The 12,290-nt window shown below is 72.6% G+C and carries 14 protein-coding genes and 1 pseudogene; 4 read left to right on the top strand and 11 right to left on the bottom strand.

All coding sequences use genetic code 11. From position 1 onward, the window contains the following. The 8 genes and pseudogenes from AB8Z36_RS15235 to hisD form a co-directional block, all read right to left on the bottom strand. A pseudogene (locus AB8Z36_RS15235) lies at nt 1-237 on the bottom strand (HisA/HisF-related TIM barrel protein); the annotation flags it as partial. Further along, nucleotides 234-635 carry a RidA family protein gene (locus tag AB8Z36_RS15230; RefSeq protein ID WP_369213825.1) on the bottom strand — a complete coding sequence of 134 codons (402 nt, stop codon included), beginning with the start codon at nt 633-635 and terminating at the stop codon, nt 234-236. The gene AB8Z36_RS15230 and the pseudogene AB8Z36_RS15235, both read right to left, overlap by 4 nt. Then, nucleotides 632-1,360, bottom strand: a complete 729-nt coding sequence (priA, locus tag AB8Z36_RS15225; protein WP_369213824.1) for a bifunctional 1-(5-phosphoribosyl)-5-((5-phosphoribosylamino)methylideneamino)imidazole-4-carboxamide isomerase/phosphoribosylanthranilate isomerase PriA — start codon at nt 1,358-1,360, stop codon at nt 632-634. Before priA ends, AB8Z36_RS15230 begins: the two co-directional genes overlap by 4 nt. Next, on the bottom strand, nt 1,357-1,998 hold the full coding sequence (hisH, locus tag AB8Z36_RS15220) for an imidazole glycerol phosphate synthase subunit HisH (protein ID WP_369213823.1): 642 nt from the start codon (nt 1,996-1,998) through the stop codon (nt 1,357-1,359). The genes priA and hisH overlap by 4 nt, the downstream gene beginning before the upstream one ends. A gap of 16 nt (nt 1,999-2,014) precedes the next feature. Further along, nucleotides 2,015-2,179, bottom strand: coding sequence for a hypothetical protein (locus AB8Z36_RS15215; RefSeq protein ID WP_369213822.1), 165 nt, complete (start codon nt 2,177-2,179; stop codon nt 2,015-2,017). A gap of 4 nt (nt 2,180-2,183) precedes the next feature. Continuing rightward, on the bottom strand, nt 2,184-2,786 hold the full coding sequence (hisB, locus tag AB8Z36_RS15210) for an imidazoleglycerol-phosphate dehydratase HisB (RefSeq protein ID WP_369213821.1): 603 nt from the start codon (nt 2,784-2,786) through the stop codon (nt 2,184-2,186). After that, complete coding sequence (locus tag AB8Z36_RS15205; RefSeq protein ID WP_369213820.1) at nt 2,783-3,898, bottom strand: histidinol-phosphate transaminase; 1,116 nt, start codon at nt 3,896-3,898, stop codon at nt 2,783-2,785. Before AB8Z36_RS15205 ends, hisB begins: the two co-directional genes overlap by 4 nt. Beyond that, nucleotides 3,895-5,223, bottom strand: coding sequence for a histidinol dehydrogenase (gene hisD / locus AB8Z36_RS15200; protein ID WP_369213819.1), 1,329 nt, complete (start codon nt 5,221-5,223; stop codon nt 3,895-3,897). Before hisD ends, AB8Z36_RS15205 begins: the two co-directional genes overlap by 4 nt. 264 nt (nt 5,224-5,487) lie before the next feature. Between hisD and AB8Z36_RS15195 the strand changes: the two genes are divergently transcribed. The 4 genes from AB8Z36_RS15195 to ybaK all read left to right on the top strand — a co-directional run bounded on the left by AB8Z36_RS15195 (nt 5,488) and on the right by ybaK (nt 9,454). Continuing rightward, the gene (locus AB8Z36_RS15195) at nt 5,488-7,002 is read left to right on the top strand and encodes an oxidoreductase (RefSeq protein WP_369213830.1); all 1,515 of its coding nucleotides are present in this window, start codon (nt 5,488-5,490) and stop codon (nt 7,000-7,002) included. A 213-nt stretch (nt 7,003-7,215) separates the two neighbouring features. Then, nucleotides 7,216-8,187, top strand: a complete 972-nt coding sequence (locus tag AB8Z36_RS15190; protein ID WP_369213829.1) for a hypothetical protein — start codon at nt 7,216-7,218, stop codon at nt 8,185-8,187. A 2-nt stretch (nt 8,188-8,189) separates the two neighbouring features. Further along, nucleotides 8,190-8,936, top strand: a complete 747-nt coding sequence (locus AB8Z36_RS15185; protein WP_369213818.1) for an LON peptidase substrate-binding domain-containing protein — start codon at nt 8,190-8,192, stop codon at nt 8,934-8,936. Between the two features lie 20 nt (nt 8,937-8,956). Then, nucleotides 8,957-9,454 carry a Cys-tRNA(Pro) deacylase gene (gene ybaK / locus AB8Z36_RS15180; protein ID WP_369213828.1) on the top strand — a complete coding sequence of 166 codons (498 nt, stop codon included), beginning with the start codon at nt 8,957-8,959 and terminating at the stop codon, nt 9,452-9,454. Nucleotides 9,455-9,616: 162 nt separating this feature from the next. Here ybaK and AB8Z36_RS15175 read toward each other — a convergent pair whose 3' ends face one another. Genes AB8Z36_RS15175 through AB8Z36_RS15165 form a run of 3 tightly spaced genes read right to left on the bottom strand, consistent with a single transcriptional unit; the run spans nt 9,617 to nt 12,114 of the window. Continuing rightward, entirely contained in the window at nt 9,617-10,294 is a 678-nt protein-coding gene (locus AB8Z36_RS15175; protein WP_369213817.1) for a DUF2567 domain-containing protein, read from the bottom strand. A 34-nt stretch (nt 10,295-10,328) separates the two neighbouring features. Continuing rightward, nucleotides 10,329-11,102: an ABC transporter permease gene (locus tag AB8Z36_RS15170; RefSeq protein ID WP_440581924.1), complete on the bottom strand. Its 774-nt coding sequence runs from the start codon at nt 11,100-11,102 to the stop codon at nt 10,329-10,331. Nucleotides 11,103-11,133: 31 nt separating this feature from the next. Further along, nucleotides 11,134-12,114 carry an ABC transporter ATP-binding protein gene (locus AB8Z36_RS15165; RefSeq protein ID WP_369213826.1) on the bottom strand — a complete coding sequence of 327 codons (981 nt, stop codon included), beginning with the start codon at nt 12,112-12,114 and terminating at the stop codon, nt 11,134-11,136. Between the last annotated feature and the right edge of the window lie 176 nt (nt 12,115-12,290).

Here is a 12,290-nt window from a genome sequence, read left to right as displayed (position 1 = left end):
GCGCAGCGTGGCGAAGCGGGACTCCGGGAGGACGACCTCCTTCTCGAAGCGGCAGTGCTTGWWSYCGGWGKACGSGGYGATGTCCAGGAAGGTCAGCTCGTCGGCGCCCTCGGCGTCGTAGACCTTGGCCATCTCCACGGGGTCGCCCGCGTCGCGCAGGTTCTGGAAGTTGACGCCCTTGACGACGCGGCCGTTGTCCACGTCAAGGCAGGGGATGACCCGTACCGCGAGCGTCATGACGCCTCAGCTCCCCGGTACGCCTCCACCTCGACCTCGACGACCAGGCTGGGGTCTATGAAGCCGGAGACGATGAGCATCGAGGCGGCCGGGCGGACGTCGTCGAAGAGCTCCTTGTGGGCGCGGCCCACCTCTTCGACGTCCCGCGCGTGGGTGAGGTACATGCGGGTGCGCACCACGTGCTCGCGGCCGAGGCCGAGCTTCTTCAGGGCGTCGATCGCGGTGGTGAAGGCGTTGACCGTCTGTTCGTACGGGGTGCCGGCGTCGATGACGCCGTTCACCACGGAGGTGCAGCCGGAGACCAGGACCAGGCCGTTGGGCAGCTCGACGGCGCGGGAGTAGCCGATGGTCTCCTCCCAGGGGCCGCCCGAGCCGACCCGGCGCACGGTCCCGCTCATGACGAGGCCACGGCGGCGAGCGCCTCTTCCAGCGTGAACGCCTTGGCGTACAGCGCCTTGCCGACGATGGCGCCCTCGACGCCGAGCGGGACGAGCTCGGCGATGGCGCGCAGGTCGTCCAGGGAGGAGACGCCGCCGGAGGCCACGACGGGACGGTCCGTCGCCGCGCAGACGTTCTTCAGGAGCTCCAGGTTCGGGCCCTGGAGCGTGCCGTCCTTGGCGATGTCGGTGACCACGTAGCGCGCGCAGCCCTCGGCGTTCAGGCGCTCCAGGGTTTCGTAGAGGTCGCCGCCGTCGCGGGTCCAGCCGCGGCCCCGGAGGGTGGTGCCGCGTACGTCGAGGCCGACCGCGATCTTGTCGCCGTGCTCGGCGATGACCTTGGCGACCCACTCCGGGGTCTCCAGGGCGGCGGTGCCGAGGTTGACGCGGGTGCAGCCGGTGGCGAGGGCGGCGGCCAGCGAGGCGTCGTCGCGGATGCCGCCGGACAGCTCGACCTTGATGTCCATCGCCTCGGTGACCTCGGCGATCAGAGCGCGGTTGTCGCCGGTGCCGAACGCGGCGTCGAGGTCGACCAGGTGCAGCCACTCGGCGCCCGACCGCTGCCAGGCGAGGGCGGCCTCCAGCGGGGAGCCGTAGGAGGTCTCCGTGCCGGACTCGCCGTGGACGAGGCGTACGGCCTGGCCGTCGCGGACGTCGACGGCGGGAAGGAGTTCGAGGGAGCTCACAGTGTTCCGATCCAGTTGGTGAGGAGCTGGGCACCGGCGTCGCCGGACTTCTCGGGGTGGAACTGGGTGGCGCTCAGGGCGCCGTTCTCGACGGCCGCCACGAAGGGCTCGCCGTGCGTGGACCAGTGCACGTAGGGGGCGCGCATCTTCGGGTTCACGACTTCGAGGGACCAGTCGTGCACCGCGTAGGAGTGCACGAAGTAGAAACGGGCGTCGTCGTCGAGGCCCTTGAAGAGCGGGGAGCCCGCCGAGGCCTGGACGGTGTTCCAGCCCATGTGCGGGACGATGTCGGCCTTCAGGGGCTCGACCGTGCCGGGCCACTCGTCGAGGCCCTCGGTCTCCACGCCGTGCTCGATGCCCCGGGCGAAGAGGATCTGCATGCCCACGCAGATGCCCATGACCGGGCGCCCGCCGGAGAGGCGGCGCCCGACGATCCAGTCGCCGCGCGCCTCCTTGAGCCCCTTCATGCAGGCCTCGAAGGCGCCGACGCCCGGCACCAGGAGGCCGTCGGCGTTCATGGCCGTGTCGTAGTCGCGCGTGATCTCGACGTCCGCGCCCGCGCGGGCGAGGGCGCGCTCGGCGGAGCGGATGTTGCCGAAGCCGTAGTCGAAGACGACGACCTTCTTGGGAGTGCTCATGTCGCGTACGCCCCCCTCAGTTCCAGTAGTCGAGCCGCAGGATGCCCGCCGCCAGGCACATCACGGCGCCGATGGAGAGCAGCGTGATGAGGCTCTTGGGCATCCCCTGCTTGGCGAAGGAGATGACGCCGCCGATCAGGAAGAGACCGAAGACGATCAGGATGGTGTTCAGGCCGGTCATGGCGTTACAGCGCGCCCTTCGTGGAGGGGAGGATTCCGGCGGCACGCGGGTCGCGCTCCGAGGCATACCGCAGGGCGCGGGCGAGGGCCTTGAACTGGCACTCCACGATGTGGTGGGCGTTGCGGCCGTACGGCACGTGGACGTGCAGGGCGATCTGGGCCTGCGCGACGAAGGACTCCAGGATGTGCCGGGTCATCGTCGTGTCGTACTCGCCGATCATCGGCGCCATCTTCTCCGGCTCGGTGTGCACCAGGTACGGGCGTCCCGAGAGGTCGACGGTCACCTGGGCCAGCGACTCGTCCAGCGGGACCGTGCAGTTGCCGAAGCGGTAGATGCCCACCTTGTCGCCGAGCGCCTGCTTGAAGGCGGCGCCGAGGGCGAGGGCGGTGTCCTCGATGGTGTGGTGGGAGTCGATGTGCAGGTCGCCCTCGGTCTTGACCGTGAGGTCGAAGAGGCCGTGGCGGCCCAGCTGGTCGAGCATGTGGTCGTAGAAGCCGACGCCGGTCGACACGTCGACCTTGCCGGTGCCGTCGAGGTCGATCTCGACGACGACCGACGTCTCCTTCGTGGTGCGCTCGATTCTTCCGACGCGGCTTTCGCGAGTCATGCGCCCTGCTCCTTCTTGAGTTCGCGTACCGCATCGAGGAACGCGTCGTTTTCGTCGGGGGTTCCCGCGGTGACCCGCAGCCACCCCGGCACTCCGTTGTCCCTGACCAGGACGCCCCGGTCGAGGATGCGCCGCCACACCTCGTGGGCGGCGCCCTCGCCCTCGAACCGTCCGAACTGCACGAAATTGGCGTCGGACGCGGTCACCTCGTAGCCCGCCGCGCGCAGTTCGGCGACGAGGCGGTCGCGCTCGGCCTTGAGCTGCTCCACGTACTTCAGGAGCGTGTCGGTGTGTTCGAGGGCGGCGAGCGCGGTGGCCTGGGTGACGGCCGAGAGGTGGTAGGGCAGGCGCACCAGCTGCACGGCGTCGACGACCGCCGGGTCGGCGGCGAGGTAGCCGAGGCGCAGCCCGGCCGCGCCGAAGGCCTTGGACATGGTCCGCGAGACGACCAGGTTCGGGCGGCCCTCGATGAGCGGCAGCAGCGAGGCGCCGTGGCTGAACTCCACGTAGGCCTCGTCGACCACGACCAGGGAGGGCTTCGCCGCCTGCGCCGCGTCGTACAGCGCGCGGACCGTCTCGGCGGGGACGGCGGTGCCCGTGGGGTTGTTGGGCGTGGTGATGAAGACGACGTCGGGCCGGTGCTCGGCGATGGCGCGCCCGGCCGCCGCCACGTCGATGGTGAAGTCGTCGTTGCGCGGTCCGGAGAGCCAGCCGGTGCCGGTGCCGCGCGCGATGAGGCCGTGCATCGAGTACGAGGGCTCGAAGCCGATGGCCGTCCTGCCGGGCCCGCCGAAGGTCTGGAGGAGCTGCTGGATGACTTCGTTCGAGCCGTTGGCCGCCCAGACGTGGGCGGTCGTCACCTCGTGCCCGCCGGTGCGGGTGAGGTAGCGGGCCAGTTCGGTGCGCAGCTCCACCGCGTCCCGGTCGGGGTAGCGGTTGAGGTCGCGGGCGGCCTCGCGCACCCGCTCGGCGATGCGCTCGACGAGCGCCTCCGGGAGCGGATAGGGGTTCTCGTTGGTGTTCAGGCGTACGGGTACGTCGAGCTGGGGCGCGCCGTACGGGGACTTGCCGCGCAGCTCGTCGCGGACGGGGAGGTCGTCGATGCGGGTCACTTGGGCGCCTTCCACCCGAAACGCGCCTTGACCGCCGCGCCGTGCGCGGGCAGGTCCTCGGCCTCGGCGAGCGTCACGACGTGGTGCGCGACGTCGGCGAGGGCCTCGCGCGAGTAGTCCACGATGTGGATGCCGCGCAGGAAGGACTGGACGGAGAGCCCTGAGGAGTGGCAGGCGCAGCCGCCGGTGGGCAGGACGTGGTTGGACCCGGCGCAGTAGTCGCCGAGGGAGACCGGGGACCAGGGGCCGACGAAGATCGCGCCCGCGTTCTTCACGCGGTCCGCGACGGCGCCGGCGTCGGCGGTCTGGATCTCCAGGTGCTCGGCGCCGTACGCGTCGACGACCCGCAGGCCCTCCTCGAGACCGTCGACGAGGACGATCGCGGACTGGCGGCCCCGCAGCGCGGGCACGATCCGGTCCTCGACGTGCTTGGTGGCCGCCACCTGCGGCTTGAGCTCCTTCTCCACCGCGTCGGCGAGGGCGACGGAGTCGGTGACGAGCACGGCGGCGGCGAGCGGGTCGTGCTCGGCCTGGCTGATCAGGTCGGAGGCGACGTGCGCCGGGTCGGCGGTGTCGTCGGCGAGGACCGCGATCTCGGTCGGACCGGCCTCGGTGTCGATGCCGATGCGGCCGGTGAAGTAGCGCTTGGCGGCGGCCACCCAGATGTTGCCGGGGCCCGTCACCATGTTCGCCGGGACGCAGCTCTCGGTGCCGTACGCGAACATCGCGACGGCCTGGGCGCCGCCGACCGCGTACACCTCGTCGATGCCGAGGAGGGCGCAGGCGGCGAGGATCGTGGGGTGCGGGAGGCCGCCGAAGTCGGCCTGCGGCGGTGAGGCGAGCGCCATCGACTCGACGCCCGCCTCCTGCGCGGGCACCGCGTTCATGATCACGGACGAGGGGTAGACGGACCGGCCGCCCGGGGCGTAGAGGCCCACGCGCTCGACGGGCACCCACTTCTCGGTGACCGAGCCGCCGGGCACGACCTGTGTGGCGTGCGGGGCGCGGCGCTGCTCGCGGTGGACGGCGCGGGCGCGGCGGACGGACTCTTCGAGGGCCGCGCGCACGTCGGGGTCGAGACCCGCCAGGGCCTCGGTGAGCGCGGCGGCGGGGACGCGGACCTGGTCCAGGCGGACGCCGTCGAACTTCTCCGCGTACTCGATCAGCGCCGCGTCGCCACGATGATGCACGTCCTCGCAGATGGGCCGCACCTTCTCCAGGGCGGCCGCGACGTCGAAGTCGGCACGGGGCAGCAGGGCGCGCAGGGCGGACCCGGACGGAAACTCCGTGAGGGCATCGCCGCGCAGATCGATTCGAGAGATCACGTGCCCAATTCTCTCAGACCTTCTTTCGAGACCGGACGCGCGTATCACTGGCTGATATGAATCCCGGGAGAGGGCGCTCACCACTAGGGTCTCGCGTCCGGGCGCGGGACCCTTCGCGTTCAGCCGGTTACTGAGCGGGCATTAAACGGGTGTACGAAGAGGCCGGAGAGGCAGCGCACCGCGGGAACGGGGAGGACGGCAGCAGTGGTCGACGACGTCGGCGCAGGGGATCCGCCCGACGGGCTGACCGCCGCGGAGATCGGCATGTGGCAGGCGTTCCGCAATGGAACCGTCTACGACCTCAGGTCGGGCGACACGGCCGTGGACGACCCGCACGGCGGGCACCCGTGGGGGCCCGAGCGCAGTGTGCGGGCGCGCATCGTGTGCTGGCTGCTGCTCGACGGGCCGCCCGCCCTCGCCGGACGGGTCTCCTCGCTGAAGCTGGCGGGCGTGCAGATCACCGACGTGCTCGACCTCGCGGGCGGCACCATCGCCCCGTACACCGAGTTCAAGCACTGCCGCTTCGAGAAGGAGGTCGTCCTCCCGGAGTCCCGCTTCGCCACGCTGCGCCTCGTCGACTGCTCGATCCCGCGCATCGAGGCGGCCAGGCTGCACACCGAGGGCGATCTGCACCTGCCCCGCTGCCGGGTGCACAACGGCATCCGCCTCACGGACGCCCAGATCGGCACCGACCTGCTGCTCAACCAGGCGGTGGTCTACCGCGACCGGCGCGGCCGCTCGATCACCGGCGACGGCCTCACCGTCGGCCAGGACCTCCAGGCCGAGATGATGGAGTCGCACGGCGAGCTGAGCCTGCGCGGCGCGAAGATCGGCGTCTCGCTGAGCCTGCGCGGCAGCAGGCTGATCAACCAGTACAGCCGGTACGCGCTCAACGCCCCGCAGCTCACCGTCGAGCGCACGCTCTACCTGACCCCGGCCGCCGTCGGCAATCCCCTCCAGACCAGCGGCACCACCCCGGCGCGCGGCACGCGCGTGCAGCGCTTCGAGTGCGAGGGCGGCATCCGGCTCGACGACGGCCGCTTCGGCGACGCCATCGACTTCGCGCAGGCCCGCTTCACCCTCCAGAACGACCAGGAGATCTCGCTGCGCCGCGTCCAGACGCCCGAGCTGCGCTTCCTCGGCGAGGCGCCGCAGCGCGGCAAGGTCGTGCTGTCCGGCGGCAAGGTCGTCAATCTCATCGACCGCGCGACGAGCTGGCCCGCGCCCGGCGGCCTCCAGATGGGCGGCTTCACCTACGAGAACCTCGTGCCGCTCGGCACGTTCACGCTGGAGCAGCGGCTCGCCTGGGTGGCGGCGGCGACCGCCGAGTACAACCCCGAGCCGTACGAGAAGCTGGCGACCGTGCTGCGCAACGGCGGTGAGGACGCCGACGCCCGCGAGGTCCTGCTCGCCAAGCAGCGCAGGCGCCGCGAGACGCTCCCGCTGGCGGCCAAGCTGTGGGGCTACGCCCAGGACTGGACGGTCGCCTACGGCTACCGGCCGGGGCGGGCCGCGGTCTGGATGGCCGTGCTGTGGGCGATCAGCGCGGTGGCGTTCTCGCGGGCCGACCATCCCGCGATCAAGGAGGGCGAGCACCCGAACTGGAATCCGGCGCTCTTCGCGCTCGACCTGCTGCTGCCCGTCATCAACCTCGGCCAGGACACCTACTGGCAGCTCAGAGGCGGCTGGCAGTGGTTCTCGACCGCGCTGATCCTGCTCGGCTGGATTCTGGCGACGACGGTGGCGGCGGGCGCGACCCGGCTGCTGCGCCGCAGCTGACACGTCGCCGGTGTCCGCTGTCGTGCGCGGCCGCACCGCTATCCGGTGTCCGGACCGTTATCCGGCCCCGGGCAACCTTCCCCGCCCTTTGACCGTCCTCCCAGCGCGACCAACAATCGAGTAACCACGAAGGTGACCGGCGGACCGCGCGAGCGGGCGCCGGTTGAGGCAAAGGAGGGCACGGTGCTGCGTGCCTTCATCCGTACCGCCCGCATGGTCCGGCACACCCCGCGCCTCGCCGCGGGACTGCCGCCGGACGACGAGGTACTCCTCGACGTACCCGACGAGCGGCTCGCCCCGGCCCTCGTGGCGGCGGGCCGCGGCGACCACGGCCCGGCGGCCAAGCTCCTCGCCATGACCCGCGAGGACGCCGAGTGGGAGAACCGCGACCGCTACACCACCCGCCTCGCCGCCTTCGCCCGCTCCCGCCCCGAGTGGTTCGACGACTGGCTCCGCGCCTCCCCGCACGACCCCGACCTGCTCCTCGTCAAGGCCGAACTGGCGGTCGTGCGCGGCTGGGAGTCACCGGCGAGGGCCGAGCTGCTGCGCGAGGTGAGCCCGCTGCTCACCGCCGCCGCCGAGGCCGACCCGCGCGACCCGGTGCCCTGGCGCATCGCCCTGGACCACGCGCGCGGCACCCACGCCCCGCACACCGACTTCGAGCGGCTCTGGGAGCACGCGGTGCGCCGCTCCTCGTACCACTACGGCTGCCACGCCTCGGCCCTCCAGTACCTCTCGGCCGCCTGGTACGGCTCGCACAGCGAGTGCTTCGACTTCGCCGAGCGCGCCGCGTCCGACGCGCTGCCGGGTTCGCTGATCCAGGTCCTGCCCGCGCGCGCCGCCTTCGCCTACCTCACGAGCCCCACGGGCAAGGTGCCGCGCGAACGCCTGGACGCGGCGGCCGACCTCGCGATCGGCCTCTCCCGCGAGTACGGCGCCGGAGACCCCTGGCCCGCCGAGGTCCGCAACCTGCTCACCTACGTCCTGGTCCGCCTGGAGCGCTGGGACGACGCCCTGGAGCAGCTCCGCCTGATCGGCCCGTACGCGACGTCCTTTCCCTGGGACCGGCTCTCGGACGATCCGCTGGGCCAGTTCCTTGAGCTGCGCGACGGCATACGCCTCGAAGTAGCGTCGATGACGCCGCTGCGCCCTCCGCGCAGACCCGGACGCTCCGACGACCATTAGGCTTGCCGGTCGTGACCACCCGGCTTCCGCTCTTTCCGCTCAACTCGGTGCTGTTCCCCGGCCTCGTGCTGCCGCTGAACGTCTTCGAGGAGCGATATCGCGCCATGATGCGCGAGCTGCTCAAGACCCCCGAGGAGGAGCAGCGCCAGTTCGCCGTCGTCGCCATCCGCGACGGCTCGGAGGTGGCGCCCAGCGCGCCCGGCCTCCCCGACCAGACGGCGGTGCCCGAACACGGCCCGGCGGCGGGCTTCGGCGAAGACCCGCTCAAGGCCTTCCACACCATGGGCTGCGTGGCCGACGCGGCGACGATCAGGGAGCGTGACGACGGCGGCTTCGAGGTCCTCGCCACGGGCACCTCCCGCGTCCGTATCCACTCGGTCGACGCCTCGGGCGCCTTTCTGACCGCCGAGGTCGAAGAGGTGCCCGAGGAACTGGGAGAGGAGGCGGGCACGCTCGCCGAGGGCGTCCTGCGCGCCTTCAGGTCGTACCAGAAGCGGCTGGCCGGGGCGCGGGAGCGCTCGCTGTCGACGGGTGCCGAGCTGCCGGACGAGCCGTCCGTGGTGTCGTACCTGGTCGCCGCGGCCGCCGTGCTCGACACCCCCACCAAGCAGCGGCTCCTTGAGGCGAAGGACACCGCGTCGCGGCTGCGGGACGAGCTGACCCTGCTGCGCTCGGAGACGGCGATCATCCGCCATCTGCCGTCGCTGCCCGCGACGGAGCTGACCCGGGGCACCACCAGCCTGAACTGACGCATGTGAGGCGCGAGACTGTGGCGAAGAAGCAGAAGAAGCAGGCGGGCGGTACCCCGGCGACGGTGGCCCTCACCGCGGCGGGCACCGCCTTCACGGTGCACTCCTACGAGCACGACCCGGCCCACCCCTCCTACGGCGAAGAGGCCGCCGAGGCCATGGGCGTCTCCCCCGAGCGGGTCTTCAAGACGCTGGTCGCCGAGGTCGACGGCGAGCTGACCGTGGCGGTGGTGCCGGTCGCGGGCTCCCTCGACCTGAAGGCGCTGGCCGCCGCGGTCGCGGGCAAGCGCGCGGTGCTGGCCGACCCGGCGGCGGCCGAGCGGACCACGGGCTATGTGCGCGGCGGCATCTCCCCGCTCGGCCAGCGCAAGCGGCTGCGCACGGTCCTGGACGACTCCGCGTCCGCGCACCCCACGATCTGCGTCTCCGCGGGCCGCAGGGGCCTTGAGGTGGAGCTGGCACCGGCCGACCTCGCGGAGCTCACGGCGGCGGTCCTCGCCCCGATCGGCCGCGGCTGACGGCACGGTCCGCGAGGGCGCGTACGACGTGAAAGCGCCCTCGACACGGGTCCGGGGCGCGAGTAGTACCGGGAAGCATGTCGAAGAAGACGCGCATGCGGAAGTGGCGGGCGAAGAAGCGCAAGGCCAATCACGGCAAGCGCCCCGCCTGAGGCGCCGGGTTCAGGAAGCGGTGCCCTCGGGCCGGGCGTCGTCGCGGGGCTCGCCGTAGTAGGGGGTCGGACAGGGCTCCGGGTCGCGCGGGCCGAAGAGCGCGGTGAGGCCGAGGTGCACGGCGAGCGCGGCCACCGGCCAGGCGAGGAGCGTGCCCTTGGACTTGAGTTCGAGCGGGGCGTCGAAGACGACGCCCTTGCCCGCGGACTTGGCGTGCGCCACGACGTCCGTCTCGGGGCCGAGCCATATCCCGGCCCGCCAGGCGAGCAGGGCGCCCAGGAGGCCGCCGACGGCGAGGCCGACGACGAGCGGGATGCCGCCGCGCCTGTGCAGCAGGAAGACGATCACGCCGCTGAGGACACCGAAGGCCAGCGCGAGCAGGGTAAACGTTCCGTCGACACCGATGGCCTGCTCGCCCTCGGTGTCCTTGAGGTAGACCGCCTCGCCGTCCGAGATCAGCGGCACGCGCGGCGCCAGCCACATCCACACGAGGCCGAGCAGCACTCCGCTGACAGCCACCACGACCGCGGTCACCGCGGCCTGCGCCACTTCGGTCTTCATGCCGGGCCCGTCCTCCTCGTATCGATAAGGAGCTGCGGCTTCCGACGGCTGCGGGACGTGCGGTGCCTGCCGGGGGCCGTGCGGGTTCTCGTCGTGCGGCGGTTGGGGAGTCAGCGGTGCGGTCACCCACACATCGTGCCAGTAGTACCTGTGCGGCGCGTCACCGGACGGCCGCCCGGCGGTACGCCCAGGTGGCGACGGCGAGCGAGGCCACGCCGACGCCCGCGCAGACCGCCAGGTCCAGGGCGACGACGGCCCAGTCGGGATCGGGCCCGAAGGTGTGGGCGAACGCCTCCACACCGTACGTGGAGGGCAGCAGGTCGCGCGCGAACTGGAGCAGCGTCGGCATCCGGTCCGCCGGGAGCACCCCGAGCAGCAGCGCCGCGGACATGCCCATCTGGCCGAGCAGCGTGGCGAGCTCGGGGCGCGGCGCGAGCAGCCCGAGCGCGGCGCCGAGCCCGGCGAGGGCGGCCCCGGCGAGCRGGAYSMMGCCSRCGACCGCCGTGACGACGGTGCCGGGCACGGTGAACGAGGCATACGCGGCGGCGGCGCCGAGGACCACGGCGGCGGGCGGCACGGGGAGCGTGGCGTAGTGGTCGAGGCCGCCGTCGGCGCGGAGCTGGCCGAAGTACTGGGCGAGCAGGTTGAGCGCGACGAACGCGACGACGAGCACGGAGGAACCGGCCACCACGGCCCGCGCCTCGCCGCCGCCGTCCACGACGCCCCGCATCAGGATCATGATGCCGACGGACTGGAAGGTCGCCACGAAGAGCAGCGGAATCCGCGCGACCCTGGCCCGGGACAGCTGGGCACGGTAGACGGCCGAGAGCGCGGGCAGCAGCCGCGCGGGCGGCCCGAGGGGCGCGGGCCCGTCGGCCGCCGGCCCGGCGCGCCCTTCGCCCCGCACCACGGCATCCAGCGAAACGGCACTCACCGCAGAACCCTTCTGTCCTTCACTCGCGAGGTCACCCCTTGACCAGTCCCCCGCCGCTGCCGCCCAGCGCGAGGTAGACGTCCTCCAGGCTGGGCGTGGCCAGCGTGAAGTCGTCGAGGGCGGCGAAGGCGGCGCCGCCCGTGACCGCCGCGACGGCGGCCCGTGCCTCGTCCGGCGCGAGGCGCAGCGCCCACCGCCGGCCCGACTCGACCGCGCTGGAGCGCAGCGCGGCCACCTCGGGGACGTCCAGCGGCGCCCGCTCGCGCCACACCAGTTCCACCCGTACCTCGTCGGCGACCTTCTCCTTGAGCCCGGCCGGGGTGTCGCAGGCGATGACCTTGCCCTGGTCGAGCACGGCGACCCGGTCGAGCACGGTCTCCGCCTCGATGACGTTGTGGGTGACGAGCAGGACGGTCGTCCCGCGCTCCGCCCGCCGTGCGTCGATCGCCGCCCAGACGGCCCGCCGTGCGACGGGGTCCATCCCGGTGGTCGGCTCGTCAAGGACGAGCAGCGGACGCTCGCCCACCAGGGCGGTGGCGAAGCAGGCGAGCCGCCGCTGGCCGCCGGAGAGCTTCTTCAGGGGCCGCGCGGCCAGCGCGGTCAGCCCCAGTTCGTCGAGGACCTCGTCCCGCTCGGCGCGGGCCCTGCGCACATCGAGCCCGCGCAGCCGGCCGGTCGTCTCGACGGCGAGGGACACGGTCAGCTCGTCGAGTGCGGTGGACTCCTGCCCGAGGTAGGCGAGGAGCCGTGCGGCCCGCTCGGGGTGGCGCACGATGTCGTGGCCGAGGATGTCGACACTGCCGCTGTCCGGCCGCATCAGACCGGTGAGCTGGCGTACGAGGGTGGATTTACCGGCGCCGTTGGGGCCGAGCAGGCCGAAGATCTCGCCGCGGCCCACCGTCAGGCGGATGCCGTCGGTGGCGCGGACCTCGGGAGTCGCGGGCCTGCCGCGCCTGCCACGGGCGGCGGGGTAGGTCTTGACCAGGTCGCGCACCGCGCAGACGGCGTCGATGCCGTGTTCGTTGCGGCGTTCCTGTCGGACTGCCGGTGCCGGGCGCGTACTCACGAAGGACGAGACTACGGGGTCGGCGGGCACGGACGACGCCCGGGGCGCCCCGTACGCCCCGAATCAGTCCCCCGCGCGCTCCCCCGCACTCGCGTGTCCCGCGGCGGTGCGGGCGTCGTCCG

Source organism: Streptomyces flavofungini (assembly GCF_041028215.1).
Classification (GTDB): domain Bacteria; phylum Actinomycetota; class Actinomycetes; order Streptomycetales; family Streptomycetaceae; genus Streptomyces; species Streptomyces flavofungini_B.
The sequence above is the reverse complement of the archived record's forward strand: the minus strand, read 5'-3'. Positions and strand labels throughout refer to the sequence as shown.